The 20,174-nt window shown below is 60.4% G+C and carries 18 protein-coding genes; 6 read left to right on the forward strand and 12 right to left on the reverse strand.

From position 1 onward, the window contains the following. The 10 genes from AC1DM5_RS32040 to AC1DM5_RS32085 all read right to left on the reverse strand — a co-directional run bounded on the left by AC1DM5_RS32040 (position 1) and on the right by AC1DM5_RS32085 (position 10,557). Positions 1 to 621 carry a F0F1 ATP synthase subunit B gene (locus AC1DM5_RS32040; protein ID WP_310378538.1) on the reverse strand — a complete coding sequence of 207 codons (621 nt, stop codon included), beginning with the start codon at positions 619 to 621 and terminating at the stop codon, positions 1 to 3. Between the two features lie 78 nt (positions 622 to 699). Beyond that, positions 700 to 927 (reverse strand): F0F1 ATP synthase subunit C, encoded by a 228-nt coding sequence (locus tag AC1DM5_RS32045; RefSeq protein ID WP_003588243.1) that lies wholly within the window; start codon positions 925 to 927, stop codon positions 700 to 702. Between the two features lie 67 nt (positions 928 to 994). After that, positions 995 to 1,747 carry a F0F1 ATP synthase subunit A gene (locus tag AC1DM5_RS32050; RefSeq protein ID WP_037105789.1) on the reverse strand — a complete coding sequence of 251 codons (753 nt, stop codon included), beginning with the start codon at positions 1,745 to 1,747 and terminating at the stop codon, positions 995 to 997. A 59-nt stretch (positions 1,748 to 1,806) separates the two neighbouring features. Further along, a complete protein-coding gene (locus AC1DM5_RS32055; RefSeq protein ID WP_113321863.1) occupies positions 1,807 to 2,145 on the reverse strand; it encodes an AtpZ/AtpI family protein in 339 nt (112 codons plus the stop codon). A gap of 283 nt (positions 2,146 to 2,428) precedes the next feature. After that, positions 2,429 to 3,607, reverse strand: a complete 1,179-nt coding sequence (locus tag AC1DM5_RS32060; RefSeq protein WP_477822778.1) for a cell wall hydrolase — start codon at positions 3,605 to 3,607, stop codon at positions 2,429 to 2,431. Between the two features lie 217 nt (positions 3,608 to 3,824). Beyond that, positions 3,825 to 5,723, reverse strand: a complete 1,899-nt coding sequence (locus tag AC1DM5_RS32065; RefSeq protein ID WP_113321865.1) for a potassium transporter Kup — start codon at positions 5,721 to 5,723, stop codon at positions 3,825 to 3,827. 18 nt (positions 5,724 to 5,741) lie between these two features. Further along, positions 5,742 to 6,719 carry a magnesium transporter CorA family protein gene (locus AC1DM5_RS32070; RefSeq protein WP_477976580.1) on the reverse strand — a complete coding sequence of 326 codons (978 nt, stop codon included), beginning with the start codon at positions 6,717 to 6,719 and terminating at the stop codon, positions 5,742 to 5,744. Positions 6,720 to 7,123: 404 nt separating this feature from the next. Continuing rightward, positions 7,124 to 8,275 (reverse strand): Mrp/NBP35 family ATP-binding protein, encoded by a 1,152-nt coding sequence (locus tag AC1DM5_RS32075; protein WP_477822780.1) that lies wholly within the window; start codon positions 8,273 to 8,275, stop codon positions 7,124 to 7,126. 552 nt (positions 8,276 to 8,827) lie between these two features. Then, positions 8,828 to 9,559: a LuxR family transcriptional regulator gene (locus AC1DM5_RS32080; protein WP_477822781.1), complete on the reverse strand. Its 732-nt coding sequence runs from the start codon at positions 9,557 to 9,559 to the stop codon at positions 8,828 to 8,830. A gap of 260 nt (positions 9,560 to 9,819) precedes the next feature. Further along, on the reverse strand, positions 9,820 to 10,557 hold the full coding sequence (locus tag AC1DM5_RS32085; RefSeq protein ID WP_477822802.1) for an IclR family transcriptional regulator: 738 nt from the start codon (positions 10,555 to 10,557) through the stop codon (positions 9,820 to 9,822). Positions 10,558 to 10,784: 227 nt separating this feature from the next. Here AC1DM5_RS32085 and AC1DM5_RS32090 point away from each other — a divergent pair, with 227 nt between their 5' ends. From AC1DM5_RS32090 to AC1DM5_RS32110, 5 genes are all read left to right on the forward strand, one after another. After that, entirely contained in the window at positions 10,785 to 11,546 is a 762-nt protein-coding gene (locus tag AC1DM5_RS32090; protein ID WP_477822803.1) for an SDR family NAD(P)-dependent oxidoreductase, read from the forward strand. After that, positions 11,546 to 12,463, forward strand: coding sequence for a 2-dehydro-3-deoxygalactonokinase (locus AC1DM5_RS32095; RefSeq protein ID WP_477822782.1), 918 nt, complete (start codon positions 11,546 to 11,548; stop codon positions 12,461 to 12,463). The genes AC1DM5_RS32090 and AC1DM5_RS32095 overlap by 1 nt, the downstream gene beginning before the upstream one ends. Before the next feature lie 14 nt (positions 12,464 to 12,477). Next, positions 12,478 to 13,110, forward strand: coding sequence for a 2-dehydro-3-deoxy-6-phosphogalactonate aldolase (locus AC1DM5_RS32100; protein ID WP_439014196.1), 633 nt, complete (start codon positions 12,478 to 12,480; stop codon positions 13,108 to 13,110). Positions 13,111 to 13,114: 4 nt separating this feature from the next. Next, on the forward strand, positions 13,115 to 14,002 hold the full coding sequence (locus AC1DM5_RS32105) for an SMP-30/gluconolactonase/LRE family protein (RefSeq protein ID WP_477822783.1): 888 nt from the start codon (positions 13,115 to 13,117) through the stop codon (positions 14,000 to 14,002). A 226-nt stretch (positions 14,003 to 14,228) separates the two neighbouring features. Beyond that, positions 14,229 to 14,858, forward strand: a complete 630-nt coding sequence (locus AC1DM5_RS32110) for a PRC-barrel domain-containing protein (RefSeq protein WP_477822784.1) — start codon at positions 14,229 to 14,231, stop codon at positions 14,856 to 14,858. Between the two features lie 70 nt (positions 14,859 to 14,928). On the opposite strand, the gene AC1DM5_RS32115 is transcribed toward AC1DM5_RS32110, so the two are convergent. Continuing rightward, positions 14,929 to 16,296 (reverse strand): putative bifunctional diguanylate cyclase/phosphodiesterase, encoded by a 1,368-nt coding sequence (locus AC1DM5_RS32115; RefSeq protein ID WP_477822785.1) that lies wholly within the window; start codon positions 16,294 to 16,296, stop codon positions 14,929 to 14,931. 127 nt (positions 16,297 to 16,423) lie between these two features. Then, positions 16,424 to 18,139 (reverse strand): response regulator, encoded by a 1,716-nt coding sequence (locus AC1DM5_RS32120; protein ID WP_477822786.1) that lies wholly within the window; start codon positions 18,137 to 18,139, stop codon positions 16,424 to 16,426. A gap of 183 nt (positions 18,140 to 18,322) precedes the next feature. Here AC1DM5_RS32120 and mutL point away from each other — a divergent pair, with 183 nt between their 5' ends. Further along, positions 18,323 to 20,137, forward strand: coding sequence for a DNA mismatch repair endonuclease MutL (gene mutL / locus AC1DM5_RS32125; RefSeq protein WP_477822787.1), 1,815 nt, complete (start codon positions 18,323 to 18,325; stop codon positions 20,135 to 20,137). Positions 20,138 to 20,174 lie beyond the last annotated feature (37 nt).

Below are 20,174 nucleotides of genomic sequence, written 5' to 3' on the forward strand. Positions count from 1 at the left end.
TCAAGCCTCCTTCTTGGCGGCTGCAACGGCAGCGGCGACATCAGACTGGGCAGTAGAGCCGCCGATGAGTTGTTCGACAACAGCTGCTGCGGTTTCCTCGGCGATGGCACCGACATCGGCAAAAGCCTTTGCCTTCACATCAGCGATACGGGCCTCGGCAGCCTTCAGCTTTTCGTTGAGGCTAGCCTCGACTGCGCGACGATCACCCTCGGCCTTTACCTTAGCAGCATCGCGAGCGGCAGTGCCGATCGAGTTTGCCTTGGCACGGGCAGCGGCGAGTTCGCCTTCGTAGGTTGTGACAGCGGCATCGGCCTCAGCCTTCAGGCGGCCAGCCTCTTCGACATCCTGCGAGATGCGGTTGTGACGCTGCTCGAGGATGGCGCCGATGCGCGGTGCGATGACCTTTTGCATGAGCAGGTAGAAAATGACGAACGTAATCACCAGCCAGAGAAGCTGGGATGCGTAGGTCGACGAATCGAAAGGCGGGAAAGGCCCACGCGCGTGGCCGCCTTCGGCAACGCCGGTCTCGGTATGGACCTCGCCGGCAGCCGGAGCGGCATGCGCATCCGTCGCGGTTCCCGCCGGGGCCTCTTCAGCGTAGGCCGGGGTCACAAAGTACATGCTCACCTCCAGGTGTACTGCAAATGCAAAGGATCACGGCTCGCTGTTCGCAGGCCGTGATCCATCAATCCACCGATATTAAACGGCGAAGAGGAGGAGAAGAGCGACGAGCAGCGAGAAGATGCCCAGAGCTTCCGTAACGGCGAAGCCGAATACCAGACGGCCGAACTGGCTGTCAGCAGCAGACGGATTGCGCAGAGCGCCGGAGAGGTAGCTGCCGAAGATATTGCCGAGGCCGAGAGCCGTACCGGCCATACCAAAGCAAGCCAGACCTGCACCGATGAACTTTGCTGCTTCCGCTTCCATGTTGAACTCCTTTGAAATGGTTGTTGCGGCGAATGACTGACGCCCTTTGACGTCGATGTCGTTATCCTTAGTGCCCGCCCGGATGGATCGCGTCATTGAGGTACATGCAAGTCAGCACCGCAAAGACGTAAGCCTGGAGGAAGGCAACGAGGAACTCGAGACCGGTCAGGGCGACGGTCATGATGAGAGGAAGAACGGCTCCGCCGACACCGACAGCACCGAGGGCTCCAAGCGAGGCGACGAAGCCTGCGAACACCTTCAGCGTGATGTGACCAGCGAGCATGTTTGCGAAAAGACGAACCGACAATGAAATCGGACGGGACAGGAAGGAAATGATCTCGATCGACACAACCAGCGGCAACAGAATGCCCGGCACGCCCGAGGGCACGAAGACATTAAAGAAGTGGAAGCCGTGCTTATAGAAGCCGTAGACGAGAACCGTGCCGATGACGAGGATCGCCAGCGCGAAGGTGACGATGATCTGGCTGGTAATCGTGAAGAAATACGGGAACATGCCGAGCAGGTTTGCCGTCAGCACGAACATGAAGAGCGAGAAGACCAGCGGGAAGAACTGCATTCCCTTGGTGCCCGCACCTTCCTTCAGCATGCCAGCAATGAACTCGTAGGACATTTCGGCGAGTGACTGCGAACGGCCCGGAACAATGGCGCGATTCGTGGTCGAGAAATAAAGGAAGCCAGCAGCGACGGCAGCCGAAGCCACCATGAAGAGAGATGCGTTGGTGAACGAGAAATCAATCCCGCCGATCTCAATCGGCACAATCTTGAAGATCTGGAACTGATGGGTCGGATCGTTTGACACCGGTTGCTCTCTCTCTTTGGCCCGCCCAAGAGGCGGAAATTGCACTGGGCCAGACGGCCCTATTTATCAGCGTTTTGGCGATCCAGGGGTTGGGCGACCTTCCCCGCAGCGCGCAAAACATTCAAAACGCCGGCACAGAATCCAAGAAGCAGAAGAACAATCAACCCCCAAGGCGTCGTGCCAACAAAATGGTCGAAGAGCCAGCCGAGTACAGCACCGACAACGATGGCGGAAATGAATTCGCTCGAGAGCTTCATCGCCTGGGCATAACCTTTACGGCTCTGCTCGGCACTGGCCTCTCGCGCCTCTTCCTTCCTGTCATCGACATGCCTGGAGGCTAGTTCCGCTTCCAGCTGCCGACGGCGCTGCTCAAGACTTTCTTCGCGGTCATCCGCCATCGTGCTCTCCTCCGCTCCCGTCGCCCGCAATCCCGCTACCCCGGTTTTCCGAACCACGGACGCAAAGGTTAAAGAACCCTCCGGCCCGTTCTGAAGTCGCGCGCAACATAGTTTTAGGGATTAGCATAGTCAAGGCGTAGAGAGCTTGTGTCCAGCCATAAAATAACCGCAAAAAATCAAAGATTTAAGCGGAATTTGGCCACTCGCACCCGATTTCATCGAAAGAATCCGTCTTCGAACGGCGCCGGGCGGCGAAAAATCGGCAATCGGCCGCCCTTTTGCCTCAGCTCCAGCCGCCACCATAAGTGCGGTAGAAGACATGCATGCCGATGCGGCCGACCTTTTCCATGGTTCTGGCCCAATTCGGCCGGACGTAGACGGCATGGTAATGCGTGGCCGAACCCACTTGCGGCAGCCAGATCTTGCCGGCGGTCACGGCCATGGCAACATCGCGGGCGACGCGCCAATGATATTGTGAATTCACACGGTCCCTGATGTTGTCGCAGGCGAAGGAAAACTGGCAGCGATTGCGCCAGTCTTCGTTCTGGTAGACGACGCCGCAAATGGTCTTGGGATAGGCTGGATTGCGGACGCGGTTGAGGATGACCTGCGCGACGGCCGCCTGCCCCTTCACGGATTCGCCGCGCGCCTCAAAATAGATACCTGAAGCCAGGCACCGCTGCTCGCCGGCTGAAAAGACACTTGGCGGCAGGATGCTGGCCGCCCAAGCGTGGTCCTTCGGGCCGATCTGCGGCGCGAAACGGCCTTCATCCTTGTCCGTCAGGATGGAATCGAAAGGCGACTGGCGGGAATAATCCGGTGCGGCAGGCGCATAGGCCGTCGCCAGCACATCCGCCTTGTTGCTGGTCACGAGGCTCGCCAGAATTGCCGGTACAACAGTGTCCCCTTGTGGCGCCGGCTGCGTCTTGTAGAAGGCCGTGGCGATCTCGATCTCCTTGCCCTTGATCGTCGGCTTCACGAAGGCGGACTTGTCCTTGAGATCGAAGACCGGGCGGAAGAGGAGTTTGGTGCGCTCGAGGATGGAGCCGGCGGAGAAATCCTTCGGCGGCTGCACCTTTTCGACGGCAACGACGCGGCCCTTCTTGGCATTGCGATTGACGCGATCCTCGTCCGGGGTGCCGTCATTGCCCTTCTCACCAGAGACGAAGGCAACCTTGCGGCCATCGGGCAGTACCATGCCTGCACCGGCGGCGATCGAGTCAGTGGCAGCGAGATCGGCAAAGGCGAGTTCTGCCTGATGGATGGAGCCTGCGGGCGAATTGGTCAGAACCATGCGCCAGCTTTCGCGATCATTGTCGAGACCGGCGAGCATGGTGGCAAGATCGGCATGGGAGACGACGCTCGGGAAGATCAGCCATCCGGCCACGCCGAAGATCGCGGGAGAGACCCAATTCTGGGGCAAGAGACGCAGCTTGCTGCGGAAGCGGCCATTTCGACGCAACGCGGACTCCGGGCATGGGACGCGGGAACAGTCCCAAGAAAATCTCGCATTAACCTTGATAGCTGGTTAACGACCTGTCCCGGAATATGCCCATGAGGATTCCTGCATATTCTAATGCGGCTGACATTTTCGTGAGATGGATCATCTCGCCCCGTTCATTCCCGTGCCGGTCACAGAAATGGGAGAGGACGAGATGGCGCCCTCTCCTTGCTTCCCGTCAAATGATGACGTGCGAACCCAACTCCACCACGCGGTTGGCCGGCAGGCGGAAGTAGTCGGAGGGGTTGGCGGCCGCATTGGCGAGCGCGATGTAGAGGCGGTCCTGCCAGTAGGGCATGCCGGACTTGGCATCCGGCACCAGCTTGCGGCGGCCGAGATAGAAGGACGTCGTCATAATGTCGAACTTCAGGCCAGTCTTGCGCAGCGCCGCCAGCGCCTGAGAGACGTTCTGCGATTCCATGAAGCCGAAGAGCAGTTCGACACGCGAGAAGCGTTCGGAGATCTGCTCGACCTTGTAGCGTTCCTGCGGGGAGACGCGCGGCTTGTTGACCGTGCGGATCGTCAGAATGACGTTACGGTCATGGAGCACGTGATTGTGCTTGAGATTGTGCAGCAGTGCGGCGGGTGCCGAATCCGGATCGCTGGTCAGGAAGATCGCGGTGCCCGGAACATGGGCCGGCGAATGCTCGCTCTTGCGCTCGATTGAGCTCACGAACGAGGCAAGCGGAATATCCGTATGACGGGTCTTTTCCGTCAGGATCGCCGTGCCGCGACGCCAGGTCCACATGATGACGGTGAAGGCCGTCGCAATCAGGATCGGGATGTAGCCGCCGTCATGGATCTTCAGGAGGTTGGCGCCCAAGAAGATCAGTTCGAGAAGGACGAGCGGCAGCAGCGCAATGATGGCAACCGGAAGCGACCAGTTCCAACGGACGCGGACGAATTCGAAGGCCATGATCGAGGTGACGACCATCGCGCCGGTGACCGAGATGCCGTAGGCGGTCGCCAGCGAATCCGAGGTCTTGAAGCCGAGCACGAGGAAGATGACGCCGAAGAACAGCACCGCGTTGACCGAAGGCACAAAGATCTGCCCGGTATTGGTCTCTGACGTGAAGAGAATTTCCATGCGCGGCAGGAAGCCGAGGTTGATTCCCTGGCGTACGAGCGAGAAGGCGCCCGTAATGACGGCCTGGCTGGCGATGATCGTCGCGCAGGTCGCGAGGATAACGACCGGCAACAGCGCCCACTGCGGATACATGAGATAGAAGGGGTCGGACATCGTCGCCGGATTGCCGAGAACGAGCGCGCCCTGCCCCAGATAGTTCAGCGTCAGCGACGGGAAGACCAGCGCGAACCATGCCCACTGGATCGGGCGGCGGCCGAAATGGCCGAGGTCTGCGTAGAGGGCTTCCGCGCCTGTCACCGTCAGGAAGACAGCGCCGAGAACGACGACGCCATAGAAACCCTCGTGCAGCAGGAAGCTGATGGCATAATAGGGGTTGAAAGCGGCGAGGATGCCGTAGTCATCGGAAATATGAGCGATGCCGGCGGCGGCCATGACGAGGAACCAAAGCGCCGTGATGGGGCCGAAGAATCGTGCGACCGCCCCCGTGCCATGCGACTGCACGACGAAGAGCAGTGCCAGAATCGCTACCGATATGGGCACGATATATTCCGACAACTGCGGCGTGACGAGCTTGATACCTTCGACCGCTGACAGAACCGAGAGCGCCGGGGTGATCATGGCGTCGCCGAGGAAGAGTGCCGCGCCCATCAGGCCGAGCAGCATCAAAAGCGCTGTGTGGCCATTGGCGGTCTTCATCAGGAGGGCGAGCAGCGACAGCGTACCGCCTTCGCCGTCGTTGTCGGCGCGCAGCAGAAAGAGCACGTATTTGATGGTGACGATGATCGTCAGCGCCCAGATCATCAGGGAAATGAGGCTGATGACCTCGAAACGGGTGAGACCATCATGGGCGACCGGCTTCAGCGCTTCGCGGAAGGCATAAAGCGGGCTCGTGCCGATATCCCCGTAAACGACACCTACAGAGCCTAGCGCAAGATAAAAGAGCTTGCGCGGCGTGAGGTTACGTTCTTGAGAATGGCTTTCTTCAGACATGAAGTAATTACAGGCTCCTCAGAGCCAGCCTTTCCAGCGGAAAAAGAAGAAGGGAATGACGGCGGAGATCACCATGAGGCCCAGCGAGTAAGGATAACCCGCGGCCAGGTGCAACTCCGGCATGAACTCGAAATTCATGCCATAGATGGAGGCGACCAGCGTCGGCGGCAAGAACACGACCGAAGCAATCGAGAAAATCTTGATGATGGCATTCTGCTCGATGTTGATGAGGCCGAGCGAGGCGTCGAGCAGAAAGGTAATGTTGCCGGCGACGAAGGACGCATGTTCCGAAAGGGACTGGATGTCGCGCGAAATCGTCCGGCAGAGTTCCTTGGTTTCCTGATCGTGCTGCACGACAGGGATCGTATAGAAGAAGGTGAGAAGGCGAGCGAGCGAGCCGAGACTGTCGCGCAGCTTGCTGATCATGCGGTGATGGCCGGCAATGTCCTTCAGCTTCTCTTCCAGATAGTTCGAGGGCTTGCGCACCTTCTTGGCGCGGTCACCGAACACATGCACCGAGAGGATGTCCAGGCGGGACACCGACATTTCCAGAACTTCGGCGGTGCGATCGACGATCGTTTCCAGGAGCTTGGCAAGAAGGGCGGCGCCGCTGCGCCACTGCTCCGGTATGCGATGCAGGGCGGCGATGAAGAGTGCGAAGGACTTCGGATGGGCGTAGCGGATGGTCACCAGCTTGTCGCCGGCAAGGATGAAGGCGACATCCGTCAGGGTCGGCGCTTCCGTTTCCGCTTTCCATATCAGCGAAGCGGTCATGTATACGGCGTTATTTTCAACATAGAGGCGGGCTGACGGCTCAATCGCCCTGAGATCGTCCCGGGTCGGCACTTCGATGCCAAGGATCGTTTCGACATGCAGCTCCTCCTCGCGAGTCGGCTCCACCATGTCGATCCATACCACATCCGCCGGAAACTCCGGAGGATTGGCAAGATCACGGATCTCGACCGACTTGCAGTTGGAACAATATGCGGTGATCACAGCCCGCATCTCCGGCGCCGGTAGCGCCCAGCCGTCGTAGCCCTTTTCATCGAAAGCCCTTCCATGCCCACACGAGCGCGGTGACGCCAGGGCGCACTCGCCATCGATCGTAACGGAAGCGGATAAACAAAGTTCATACAACTCCGGTCATGTCCGGCCTTATCGGCCGGGTTGCTCCACCGCATCGCAGTCACCAATCCTTCGATCGACAAGTCAACTCCGAATATGCAGGGAGGCCGGAACCTTCATCGACAGGCGGCCATCACAGAGCATTTGCAGACGCGCCATCATGACGCCGGCGCGCATATGAAGCAAAGCCGGAAAATAATCAAGACATCTTACGTGAACTGCGCCCTTTCATCTCATTTCCCCCACAATTCGAGGTGAGCGGCGCGTGATTCGCACTATTCGAAGACGATCGCAGGGGCTTCGCGCTGCGGCTTTTCACCGAGCTGTTCCCAGACCTTGGCAGCGATGGCACGGTAGATGCCGGCAACGACGCCATTCGGATCGGAGGCGACAAGCGGCGTTCCGGCATCCGAAGTCTCGCGGATGTTCATGGTCAGCGGCACTTCGCCGAGGAAGGGCACACCGATGCGCTCGGCCTCCCTGCGGGCGCCGCCGTGGCCGAAGATGTCGTAGCGCGTGCCGGTATCAGGCGCGACGAAATAGCTCATGTTCTCGACGATGCCGAGAACCGGCACTTCGACCTTGCGGAACATGTTGAGGCCCTTGCGGGCATCGATCAGCGCCAGATCCTGCGGCGTGGAGACGATCACGGCGCCGGCGAGCGGCACCTGCTGAGCCATGGTGAGCTGAGCGTCACCGGTGCCGGGCGGCATGTCGACGACGAGAACGTCGAGTTCACCCCAGGCGACTTCGCGCAGCATCTGCAGGAGGGCGGACTGGACCATCGGTCCGCGCCAGATCATCGCGGTCTCCTCATCGACGAGGAAGCCCATGGACATGACCTTGAGGCCATAATTCTCCATGGGATTGATGATGCGGCCGTCGATCTGGGTCGGGCGGCCGGAGATCTTCAGGAGGCGTGGCATCGAGGGGCCGTAGATATCGGCATCGAGAATGCCGACGCGAAGACCATTCGCCTGCAGGCCGAGTGCCAGATTGACCGCCGTCGTCGACTTGCCGACGCCGCCCTTGCCCGATGCGACGGCTATGATGGCCCCGATGCCGGGAACGCCGATCTTGGCGGTGCGCGGCTGCTGCTGCGGGGTATGGGAGTGGCCGTGATGGCTGTGGTCAGCCTGCGGGGCGGGGCGCGCTGCGGGCGCATTTGCGGCAGCCTTCTTGTCTGCCGTCAGCGCCACGAGCGCACCTTTCACACCTGGCATTTCCTTGATCACACGCTCGGCAGCCAGCCGCAGCGGCTCCAGTTCCTTGGCGCGTTCCGCCGGCACGGTGATCGAGAAATAGACCTTGCCATCGGAGATGAAGACATCGGAAACCATGCCGAGTTCGACGATGTTGTGCTCCAGATCCGGCCCGCGCACGGTCTTCAGCGTTTCCAGAACCTGTTCCTTGGTGACCTCAGTCATTCCGCCCTCACTGCTTTTTCGTCTTCAGTAAATAGTGGAGGCCAGCAGCTTCGCCAAACAAAATCGGGCGGCAGGCACATCTCGCATCAAAGGAAAGGCAGCGCGTTCTCTCTCCGTTGCGGTCATCAAGTCCGCTGGGCTCTCGCCCTGATGACCGCAACGGACTCCCCGAGAACCGGCGCAATTCGGGGCGAATTAGAGCAAGCGAAAAAAAAGGCCAGAAAAAAATGAACGATATCATCCGGTTTCGGAACAGGGCAAAAGGTGGTTGCCCAAACGCAACAACCGCCGCTGATATCGGAACGCCGGGAGAAAAGCGGCAGCGATATCAGACGGCGGCGTGTCGGTCGCGCCATTGAGCTGGCGCTGTTTTCAAAGTCCCCTCTGGACCTCTGCTGATAACGATGCACGAAGCATGCCAACTCCGGAATCAGGTGAAAAGGATGATAATTGTCAGTCCAGGGCCACCAGCAAAGGGAATGGCGCTCACATATTGAGCACGGCGGCAGCGACTGACGATATTTTAGGCCGGCAATGCCTACTAATCGGCGCCTACTTGATGAGGCCGATGCGTAGCGCCTTGGCGACAGCCTGCGTGCGGTTGACCGTATCAAGCTTCTTGGTGGCGCGGTTCAGGTAGTGATTGACCGTATGCTCCGAGAGATCGAGGATTTCGGCAATCTCGGCACTGGTCTTGCCGGCGGCAGTCCAGTTGAGGCAATCGATCTCGCGGTCGGTCAGTGTGTCAGTTATGCGCGTATCGAGATTGCGGATCTCGGCCAGACGATCGAAGACATGGATCGCGATATAGCTGAGCTCGCGCATTTCTACCGGGGTGAAAGGCTCGCGATCACCGGCGAAGGAGACTGCACCGCGCGCGCCTGACGGTTCATGTGTCGGAAAATAGGCGCAGCGCATCATCTTGAAGCGTTCGAAAAGGGTTGCAACGACACCTGTCTTGCCGTCGTCGCGCGGCCAATTGGTGCGCGACGTATCGTAGAAGAAAGGCAGGGTCGACGTGCGCAGCCGCCGTAGGACCGGGCTGTTTACCATCAGCCCTTCCTGATCGTAGATGGACAGCAGTTCAGCGGGCCAGCTGGTGATGATCGTATTGCCCTGAAGATCGAACGAGGTAATCGGCGGCAGGTTCAATACCATGAAGGCCCGGCTGCGATAGGCCTCCGTCACCCGCTTCATGAAGCGGAAAATGTCGAACTGCGTCTTTAGACTAGTGACCTCCTGGACATAGGCGTCTTCCACCGAAGTTTGCGGTAAGCTTGCCATCAGATTTTTTCGCCTTCAACCGGGCTTTGGGTAAACCTCTGGCAGCCTGTGCGGAAAAACGGTCAGGTACAGGGTGGGTTACACAACGCCCGTCAGATCAATAGGATTCAGCCTCGGCGTGCAGCGCGTTCGGCCGGTGAATTGTCGATGATTTCGCGGACGACCCCAGTTGGCGTGATTCGCCGTCAAATCTCAATAACGCACTCATCATAAGCATGCTATGTATACCACGTCCAGCAATGACAGCGGCCAAATCGGTTTCAACGCCTCGGCCCGAGGCGCATGCGCATTTCGTCCATGATTTTCCGTGCTGTCATCTGAACGGGAACGGCCCATTCCTGAAGAAGTTCCATCGACAGCCGGTAAGCGGGACCGGTGACAGAGACCCCGCCGATGAAAGAGCGGTCGTCCGACCAGATGGGGGCGGCGACACAGCGGATGCCCGCCTCGTGCTCCTCGCGATCGAAAGCATGACCGGCCGCGGCGATTTCGCCGATCTCCGCCAGCAGGCTTTCAGCGTTCACATGCGTCGCCGAGGTGAAGCGGTTAAAATGCAGACCGGGTAGCAGTTCACTGATTTTGTCGAGTGGGAGCACCGAAAGGGCCGCCTTGCCGACACCGGTGCAATAACAGGGCGAGGCATTGCCGATCTGTGAATACATACGCACCGGCTGGTGTCCTTCGACCTTGTCGAGATAGATGATGGAGGAGCCGCGCAGCACGCCGAGATGGACGGTCTCTCCCGTCTCCCGATGAAGGGCGGCCAGATGCGGCGCGGCAATCAAGCGGAATTCGTTGCGCGCCCAGCTTCGTGAGGCGAAATCAAGCAGCCGGAGGCCCGGCGCATAGCGGCCTTCGGCGTCAAGTTCAAGGAGCCCTTCCTCAACGAGATGGCTGAGCTGTCGATGCAGCGTGCCACGCGGCTGATTGGCAAGTGCGAGGATATCGGTGAAACGCAAGGGAGCATCGGCATGGGTGACGAGATCGAGCAGCACCATCAGCTTGCCGAGCGTGCCAGTGTCACGCGGCGTGCCGGTGTCACGCGGCAAGCCAGCATCACGCGACGCGCCTTTGTCATCCGCCTGCGCCATGCTGTCGCCGCTAGAGCTCATTGCCTTTCCCACCCTTGACAGGAAAGGCAGCCTAGTCGGATAATTCCATATAGTCAAATTAAGTTCCAAATAATGGAATAAATAGCATGCCCGGAGGAGAGACGGTGAGCGCTATGTCTGCACAATTCCCCGAATTCAAGGATTGCACGGTATTGGTGAGCGGCGGAGGTTCCGGCATCGGCGCTGCCCTTGTCGAAGGTTTCGCAAGGCAGGGCGCAAAGGTTTCCTTCCTCGACATCGCCGAGGCAGAAAGCCGGGAATTGGCGGAACGGCTTTCCAGAGAGACTGAGCATCCCGTCAGCTTCTACCACACCGACCTGCGCGATATCGATGCCATCAGGCGCGCGGTGAACGAGGTTGTCGAAAAGTCCGGACCGATCCGGGTGCTCGTCAACAATGCCGCCTGGGACGACCGGCACGAATTCGACGATGTGACCGAGGACTATTGGGACAATAATCAGGCGGTCAATCTGCGCCATGTCTTCTTCACCTCGCAGGCGGTTGCCCCTTCGATGCGGGCAGCCGGCGGTGGAGCGATCATCAATATGTCGTCGATCGCCTTCAAACTGAACATGGGCGTCTTTCCCGCCTATGCCGCCGCCAAGGCGGCAGTCGTCGGCCTGACAAAGAGCATGGCGGGAAGGCTTGGCCCTGAGAATATCCGCGTCAACTGCATCCTGCCGGGCATGGTTGTGACCGATCGGCAGATGAAGTTATGGCTGACGGAGGAAAGTATTGCCCGCTCCGTGCAGGGGCAATGCCTTAAGATCGTATTGAAGCCTGACGCGATCGTCGGTCCGGCTCTGTTTCTTGCGTCCGACTGCGCAGCCGGCATGACCGCGCAGTCCCTCATCGTCGATGGAGGCGTTCTCTAATGGCAAATCCCGCTTATGTCGCGGTGGACTGGGGCACCAGCAGCTTCCGGCTCTGGCTTATCGGCGCTGACGGCAGCATTCTTGCCGAGCGTCGCAGCGGCGAAGGCATGACGACGGCCGCCAAGACCGGTTTTTCCCAGGTACTCGAAGGACATCTTGCAGCAGTTGAAGCGCCGGCCAACCTGCCGGTCATCGTCTGCGGCATGGCAGGCGCGCGGCAGGGCTGGGTTGAGGCGGGTTACATAGACGTGCCGGCTTCGCTTTCCTCGATTCTATCAGGTGCGGTCTCCGTGCCCGGCGAAGGCCGTGACGTACGCATCCTTCCGGGCCTTGCCCAGCGCGATGCGGCGACGCCGGATGTCATGCGCGGCGAGGAAACGCAGCTTCTCGGCGCGCTCGGGCCTGAGAGCAAGGGCACACAGGCCGTCTGCATGCCGGGCACGCATTCCAAATGGGTGCATGTCAAGGACGGCAAAGTCACCGGCTTCTCCACCTTCATGACCGGTGAGCTTTTCGACGCCATCACCAAACATACGATCCTCATGCATGCCGTGGCCGGCGCCGAGGACCAGCCGGCCGACGCCGACGCCTTCGAAGCGGCGGTTGCAGCCGCCTTCCAGCGGCCGGCGCTCGCGTCGAACCTGATTTTCACCGCCCGCTCCGGCCAGCTTCTGCACGGTATTTCGGCTGCCGCTGCCCAAGCCAAACTCTCGGGTACGCTGATCGGCCTCGAAATCGCCGGCGCGCTGCAGGATGCCGGAAAGGATACGGCCATTGCCCTTGTCGCTTCCGGACGCCTGCAGGCGCTTTACGAGCAGGCCTTCCGCACGCTCTCCCTTTCCTTCACCGCCATCGATGCCGATGCCGCCGTTCGCGGCGGGCTTTCGGCCGCTGCCCGGGCCATCTGGCCGAACTGAGAAAGATACCTCCCATGAACCGTATCCCCTTCCCCGACATGAAGCGTCCGCTGATTGCTATTTTGCGCGGCATCAAGCCCGAGGAAACCCAAGCGGTGGTCGGCGCGCTGATCGAAAACGGTCTGACGGCAATCGAAATCCCGCTGAATTCGCCCGAGCCCTTCAAGTCGATCGAGATCGCCGCCAAGATGGCGCCTGACAATGTGCTGATAGGCGCCGGCACCGTGCTGACCACCGGGGCCGTCGACAGCCTGCATGCGGCCGGCGGCAAACTGCTGGTGACACCGAATGTCGAGCCCGACGTCATCATCCGCGCCCGCGACTATGGCATGGTGACCATGCCCGGCGTCTTCACGCCCACAGAAGCGCTGCAGGCAGCTCGCGCGGGTGCGACCGGCCTCAAGTTCTTCCCCGCCAGCGTTTTGGGACCGTCGGGCATCACCGCGATCCGCGCCATCCTGCCGCCGGAACTGGTGATTGCGGCGGTCGGCGGGGTGTCGGACAAGAACTTCTCCGACTACACCAAGGCCGGCATTCTCGCCTTCGGTCTCGGCACCAGCATCTACAAGCCCGGAATGACTGATGCAGAGGTTGCCGAGCGCGCCAAGGCGACCATCTTAGCCTATGACGCAGCCATAGGAGCATAGGCATATGACTGATATTTATGAATTCGAGGGCAAAACACTTTGCAATACCAATTCGGTTCTCGGTGAAGGCCCCACCTACGATCCCGGCACTAACACGGTCTGGTGGTTCAATATTCTTGGCAAGGAACTGCACGAACTCAATCTTTCGACCGATGAAAAGAAGGTGCATTCGCTGCCGATGATGGCAAGCGTGCTCGCCCGCATCGATGCCGGCCGCCAGTTGCTGGCGACCGAAGAGGGGTTGTTCGTGCGCGACGTCGCCAGCGGCAACCTGACCTTCTATGCGGCGCTGGAAAACGACAGACCGGAAAACCGCTCCAATGACGGACGCACGCATCCCTCGGGTGCACTCTGGATCGGCACGATGAGCAAGCGCGCCGAGAACCAGGCCGGCGCGATCTATCACCTGGCCGCCGGCAAGGTAACCAAGCTCTTCAGCGGCATCAGCATCCCGAACTCCATCTGCTTTTCGCCCGACGGCACGATCGGCTATTTCACCGATACGCGCCTCAGCCGGCTGATGCGCGTCATGGTCGATCCGCAGACCGGCCTCCCCTCCGGCGAACCGATCGTAATGGTCGACAGCATGGACGAACCCGGCGGGCTGGATGGATCGGTCTGCGATGCCGACGGCTATATCTGGAACGCGCGCTGGGGCGCCGGCGTCGTCGACCGCTACAGCCCGGATGGCCTGCGCATCGCCCGCTACAAGGTGCCGGCCGCACAGCCTTCCTGCCCGGCCTTCATCGGTGCCAATGCCGACCGGCTGGTGGTGACGACGGCCTGGGAGGGGCTGGACGAGGATGCCCGCTCCGCCCAGCCGAGCGCAGGTGCGCTGCTCGAGCTCGGCATCACGGTGAAGGGTGTTTTCGATCCTGCCTATGTGATCTGAACGTCGGAAGCCCGCATTTAAAAAGGCGCTCCATTGCAGGGCGCCTTTTGCTTTTTTCGGGTCGTTTTCCGGTCAAGGTTCCGTGAAAACCGTAAAATTTTCCGTGTCTTCGGTCGGAACCAATAAGCTAATCGGTCATTTCACTCTTGAACCGGCGCGGCAGGAATGCCTGAAAAACAGGCACTGCTACGCCAGGGATCACTCAAGGAATGAAGGTAGGTTCGAAATGACACGCAAACTTCTGACGACCGTTGCCGCTGGCGCACTGTTTGCCACGGCTTTCGCACCGGCGGCATTTTCGCAGACGGCTCCGCAGCCGGCGAACCCTGCTGCCCCGACGCAGTCTGCGCCCGCCGATCCGGCATCCCCCGCACCGGCAGAGCCGGTCAAGCCGATGGCGCCCGCAGGTGATGCCGCACGGGCTCCGGCCCCGGCACCAAGCACCGATACGGCTCAGGCAGGTGGCGACAGCTATCTGACGCAGCAGGCCCCGGACCAGATCAGTGCCAACACCTATATCGGCCAGGCGGTCTATAACGGCAACAATGAGAGCATCGGCAGCGTCAATGACCTGATCATGAAGAAGGACGGCGGCCTTGTTGCAGCCGTGATCGGTGTCGGCGGCTTCCTGGGCATCGGCGAAAAGAATGTCGCCGTCCCGATGGAAAAGGTCACCGTCGCGCAGAATACGCAGGATGGCTCCATCAAGCTGACGACCACGGAGACCGCCGAGACGCTGAAGGCCGCTCCGGAATTCAAGACGCTGGCCATGCAGTCAGCTGAAAAGGCTCCGGCAGCAACCGACACGGCCCTGCCGACGGATAACACCGCAACAGGGTCCACGACCAACAAGTAATTCCGTACGGAGAGTATAGCGTAGGCGATGGCGTCCCATGGGGCGCCATCGTTTTTTTGTGCCTAGATCGCTATGCGGTCGCGCGTTCCGTAGCACTCGTGTCGTAGTAATAGTTTTCATGCAGGAAGCGCAGCGTGGCGATGCCATCGGCCGGGCGGCCGAAATGATAGCCCTGCCCCATGCCGCAGCCGAGCATGCGCAGCTTGACCGCTTCCGAATAATCCTCGATGCCCTCGGCCACGACCTCCAGTTCGAGGCCTTCGCACATGGCCAGGATCGCCTTGATGATGTGCTCGGAGGCGCGGTCGGAATTGATGCGCGAGACGAAGGCGCGGTCGATCTTGATCTTGTCGAAGATGAAATCGCGCAGGCGCCCGAGGCTCGACTGGCCGGTGCCGAAATCGTCAAGCGAGATGCGCACGCCGGCGGCCCTCAGATCGGCAATGATCCGGTGCGCCGTATCGGCAGAGCTCATGACTGCCGTCTCGGTGATCTCAAGCTCAAGACGATGCGGGTCAAAGCCGACGCGGCCGAGGATCGACAGAATGCTGCTGCTCGTGCCTGGATCCATGAGCTGGGCCGAAGACAGATTGAAGGACAGGAAGAGTTCTCGCGGCCAGGAAAGTGCCGCTTCCGCAGCCTTGCGCAGCAACGCTTCCGACAGGGCATCGATGAAACCGCGCTCTTCGGCGAGCGGCACGAAGACGCCGGGCGAGACGAAGCCGAGATCGGGATCGTTCCAGCGGGCAAGAGCCTCGAAGCCCACCACCTGATTGTTGGCGAGCGAGACGATCGGCTGGAAATGCACGTCGATCGCATCGGAAATGATGGCGTTTCGAAGCGCTTGTTCGAGCTGGGTCGCCCGTTTCATCTCCTGCGCGATCTCACGCGAATAGACGGTGATCTGACCGCGGCCGCGGCGCTTGGAACGATAGAGTGCAGTTTCGGCACTCTTCAGCAGCTCCTCGCAATCCTCGCCGGCAAAGGGATAGATCGCAAAGCCGAAGGAGGCGGAAAGGCGCACATTGCGGTCGCCGAGATCGTAGGGCGCCGACAGGACCTCACGGATCATCTGGCCGAACTTCTCGGCACTGGCGCGCTCGAAGATCAGCGGCAGGACAAAGGCAAACTCGTCGCCGTCATGACGGGTGACCACTGCACCATCCGGAATGCAGGCTTTCAGACGATGGGCGACCTGACACAGGATTTCGTCACCGGCGGCAGAACCGAAGAGATCGTTGATCGGCTTGAAGCTGTCGAGATTGGCGATACCGATAGTGAAGGGCGCCGGATCGCTGGCCCGCTCGGCAGAAATCTGTATCACCTTGTCCCGCATACGATTGCGGTTTCCCAATCCGGTCAGCGGATCGGTATAGGCCATAGACTGGAGTTCGTTTTGACTCACAGCCATGAATGGTACTTCCGCCGACACCATCACTCCAAACCCAAGATTTTCCTCCACACCCCGGTGAAGATGACGGCCAAATCTTAACAATTCGATAGTAGATCGACGGAACTACAACCCGAAGCATTCCCAAATTCTGGGGAGTTGACGGGTACTTTATTTAGATTTGAGCCTTGATCGGCTCATCTAACAGGTACTTCTGAAATACCGTTTCCAGAATGTCAGGGCTGACCGGCTTCATGATGACGTCATCCATACCGGCCTTGGCGCATTCCGCTCGATCGCGCTCGAAGGCCTGTGTCAGCACGCCGATAATCGGGGTCCGCGTGCCCTGTCCCTCTTCCATCTGGCGAATGAGGCGCGAGGCTTCAAAGCCGTTGAAGACCGGAAGCGAAATATCCATCAGCACGATCTGCGGCCTGTGTTCGGCCCAGAGACGAACGACCTCTTCGCCGGTCGCTGCGATCCGATGGCGGTAACCGAGACCTTCGAGGATCTGCGTGAAGACGATCTGGTTGATGTCGTTGTCCTCGGCGACGAGAACCTGCAAGCCTACGGTTTCTTCAGTCGTGGTGATTTCCCAGTCGCCTTCAGTGCCGCCGCCACGTCCGCTGCGGTTGAAATGGCGAGCGATCTGGAAGGTCAGCTCGTTGGCGATCTGGAAGCCATCCATGACGAGGGCCGGAATGCCGTATTGTTCGGTGAGCTCCAGGCAGCGCATGCCCATCTGGTTATCGATGATCAGAAGATCGAGCGAGATGCCGGAGGAGCTGGCAATCTCGAGGAAACGTTCCTCCTCATCCTCGCCACGGACCGAGCAGGCTTCGAAGCCGTATTTGGCGAGTGTGCGCAGCGCGGCAGCCTCGGCGGCGAGATCCGAGGTAACGACAAGGATCTTTCGGCCGGAGAAGTTTTCCGGAACGATCGCCTCCATCGCCGCAGGCTCGCGACGCTGCGATGCGCTCGGTACCGGCACATAGGCGCGGCGGTAGGTCTGGTTGCTTGAGGTGGTGATCTCGGAGGCCCGATTGAATTCGTCGAGATCGTCGCCGTCGCGCGGCAGGTCCTGCATGGTCGAGACGAGAAAATAACGCCCAGGCTTACCGATCCTGTGCTTGCGGCTGACGATGTCGCGCTCGGTGCCGTCGCGGGCGATCTGGCGCTGGCGGGAGACCGACATTTCACCGGTTTCCAGCACGTGGCGGTCGCTTTCCTCGAAGCGCTTGGCAATGTCAGGCGAAAACAGATCACCGCTCTTGCGGCCAAGAACCTCGTCCGCCGTCGTCTGGTACTTCTCGCAGAAGGCCTTGTTGACGGCGACGTAGGCGAGGTTGCGATCCTTGACGAAGAGCGGGAACGGCAGATGGTCGAGAATGTCCTCGGTGAGCTGTACGCGCTCCAGGTCGCAGCGCCACTGTTCCTCTCGCTTCCGCGCCTCAGAAATATCGGAGATGATAGTCACGCCGTAGCCGTTCGGCAGGCGGCGCTTCAAAAAGCGCACCCAGCGGTCGGCGCCGTGGCGCTCGACGGATTCGAAACGTTCGCGCCAATGGGAGGCGATGCGCTGGGACAACCAGTCCTCGCGACTGAGCGAACCCGGTTGATGCACGAGGGTCTGCTCGCGAAAGCCTGTGTCGTAGACCGCACTCAGGAAATCGCGAAGCCGGGTGCCCGGCCGAAGCACATCCTCGGGTACCGGAAAGAATTCCATGACCTGATGGCTGGCAAAGATAAGAAGATCGTTGCGATCATAGATGACGAACGCAGCAGAAAGACTATCGCACACCGCATCGAAAAGCACCGTCTGAAGGTCAGCCTCAGGCGGCAGTGCGTCACTCGCAGATGATGTGTCCGCCTTTTCGAAGCCGGCACTCATTCCTTCACGTCCCACATCTATCCGATTTTCGCAGTTTCGCAGGTATATGAATAAAATGCCGTTTTTGTCTTAAGAGCCGCTTAACGGTAATGACCCCCAAATTTGGGGGAGAAGCCTCCGGTGTCCTCCCACGGGCTGATGAAAACGCTTTCCTCCGGGCCGCGAATCCTCGAAAATAGGGATATGGCCATCAGACAGCTCTCCGAAACGCTCATCAACCAGATCGCCGCCGGTGAAGTCATCGAACGGCCGGCGAGTGCTGCAAAAGAACTGATCGAAAACGCGCTCGACGCAGGCGCGACTCGTATCGAAATCGCAACCGCCGGCGGCGGCAAGGCGCTGCTGCGCGTCAGCGACAACGGTGCCGGCATGGATGCCGCCGATCTGGAACTTGCCGTCGAGCGGCACTGCACCTCGAAAATATCGGAGACGCTCGACGATATCCGCACACTCGGCTTCCGGGGCGAAGCATTGCCGTCCATCGGTTCGGTGGCGCGGCTCAGCATCGCAAGCCGCAGGCGTGACAGCACGGCCGGCAACGAAATTTCCGTTGCCGGCGGCAAGATCGTGCATCTGCGCCCGGCAGCCGGCAATCCGGGAACGGTCGTCGAAGTGCGCGACCTATTTTTCGCCACGCCGGCGCGGCTGAAGTTCCTGAAGACGGAGAAGGCGGAAGCGGCCGCAATCACGGAGATCGTCAAGCGTATGGCGATCGCCTTTCCGGGCGTGCGTTTCGTGCTGTCTGGCCCCGACCGCTCAACGCTGGAATTTCCGGCAACCGGCGAGGATCATCTGGCGCGCATGGCGCAGGTGCTCGGCAAGGAATTCCGTGACAATGCCATCGCCTTGGACGCCGAGCGCGAAGATGTGCAGTTGACCGGCTTTGCCGGCGTGCCCACCTTCAACCGGGGCAATTCGGCCCATCAATATGCTTTCGTCAACGGCCGCCCCGTGCAGGACAAACTCATCCTCTCGGCGATCCGCGGCGCCTATGCCGAAACGATCCCGGCCGGCCGTTATCCCGTCGCGGTGCTGTCGATCACGCTCGATCCGGCGCTGGTGGACGTCAATGTGCATCCGGCGAAATCCGACGTCCGCTTCCGCGATCCGGGACTGGTGCGCGGGCTGATCGTCGGCGCAATCCGCGAAGCACTTGCCCGTGATGGCAGCCGGGCGGCAACGACTGGCGCAAGCGACATGCTGCGCGCCTTCCGCCCCGGTTTCCAGGCTGCACCACAGCGACCGCAGGCACCATGGTCGGCGGCGACCTCCCCATCCCGGCCGTATCAGCCGAGTGCCGGTTTCGGCGAGAGGCCGCAAGCTTCCTTCGACGGGCTCGTCCATCCGACGGCCCGTTCCGAACCTACTTTCCAACCTGCACCACAGCCTCATGCCGTTGCCGCCGAACCTTTGGCGCGGTATCCGCTTGGTGCCGCCCGGGCGCAGATTCACGAAAACTATATCGTCGCCCAGACCGATGACGGCATCGTCATCGTCGATCAACACGCGGCTCACGAACGGCTGGTCTTCGAAGCCATGCGTAAGGCCTTACACTCCAAGAGGCTCGCCTCGCAGGTGCTGCTGATCCCCGAAATCGTCGACATTCCCGAAGAGGATTGCGACCGGCTGATCGCGCATGCCGAGGAATTTTCCGAGCTTGGCCTTGCGATCGAACGCTTCGGGCCGGGCGCCATTGCCGTGCGCGAGACGCCGGCCATGCTCGGCGAAGTGAATGCGCAAGGCCTCATCCGCCAGCTTGCCGATGAGATCGCCGAATGGGATACGGCCTCCGGCCTGTCCGCCAAGCTCGAATATGTGGCGGCGACCATGGCCTGCCATGGCTCGGTGCGATCAGGACGACGGATGCGGCCGGAAGAAATGAATGCACTTTTGCGCCAGATGGAAGTGACCCCAGGCTCCGGCCAGTGCAATCACGGACGCCCGACCTATATCGAACTCAAGCTTGCCGATATCGAGCGGCTGTTCGGCCGGGGCTGAAAAAGCTGGCAAAACGGCCTCCCGGGGAGTATGGCAG

The organism is Rhizobium sp. 01T437 (genome assembly GCF_056398505.1).

Bases quoted from the DNA above. Each gene is read 5' to 3' on its own strand.
- AC1DM5_RS32080 (WP_477822781.1), bottom strand. From the start codon at position 9,559: ATGGCAAGCTTACCGCAAACTTCGGTGGAAGACGCCTATGTCCAGGAG.
- AC1DM5_RS32120 (WP_477822786.1), bottom strand. From the start codon at position 18,139: ATGAGTGCCGGCTTCGAAAAGGCGGACACATCATCTGCGAGTGACGCA.
- AC1DM5_RS32105 (WP_477822783.1), top strand. From the start codon at position 13,115: ATGACTGATATTTATGAATTCGAGGGCAAAACACTTTGCAATACCAAT.
- AC1DM5_RS32090 (WP_477822803.1), top strand. From the start codon at position 10,785: ATGTCTGCACAATTCCCCGAATTCAAGGATTGCACGGTATTGGTGAGC.
- AC1DM5_RS32095 (WP_477822782.1), top strand. From the start codon at position 11,546: ATGGCAAATCCCGCTTATGTCGCGGTGGACTGGGGCACCAGCAGCTTC.
- AC1DM5_RS32100 (WP_439014196.1), top strand. From the start codon at position 12,478: ATGAACCGTATCCCCTTCCCCGACATGAAGCGTCCGCTGATTGCTATT.
- AC1DM5_RS32065 (WP_113321865.1), bottom strand. From the start codon at position 5,723: ATGTCTGAAGAAAGCCATTCTCAAGAACGTAACCTCACGCCGCGCAAG.
- AC1DM5_RS32075 (WP_477822780.1), bottom strand. From the start codon at position 8,275: ATGACTGAGGTCACCAAGGAACAGGTTCTGGAAACGCTGAAGACCGTG.
- AC1DM5_RS32055 (WP_113321863.1), bottom strand. From the start codon at position 2,145: ATGGCGGATGACCGCGAAGAAAGTCTTGAGCAGCGCCGTCGGCAGCTG.
- mutL (WP_477822787.1), top strand. From the start codon at position 18,323: ATGGCCATCAGACAGCTCTCCGAAACGCTCATCAACCAGATCGCCGCC.
- AC1DM5_RS32040 (WP_310378538.1), bottom strand. From the start codon at position 621: ATGTACTTTGTGACCCCGGCCTACGCTGAAGAGGCCCCGGCGGGAACC.
- AC1DM5_RS32085 (WP_477822802.1), bottom strand. From the start codon at position 10,557: ATGGTGCTGCTCGATCTCGTCACCCATGCCGATGCTCCCTTGCGTTTC.
- AC1DM5_RS32045 (WP_003588243.1), bottom strand. From the start codon at position 927: ATGGAAGCGGAAGCAGCAAAGTTCATCGGTGCAGGTCTGGCTTGCTTT.
- AC1DM5_RS32110 (WP_477822784.1), top strand. From the start codon at position 14,229: ATGACACGCAAACTTCTGACGACCGTTGCCGCTGGCGCACTGTTTGCC.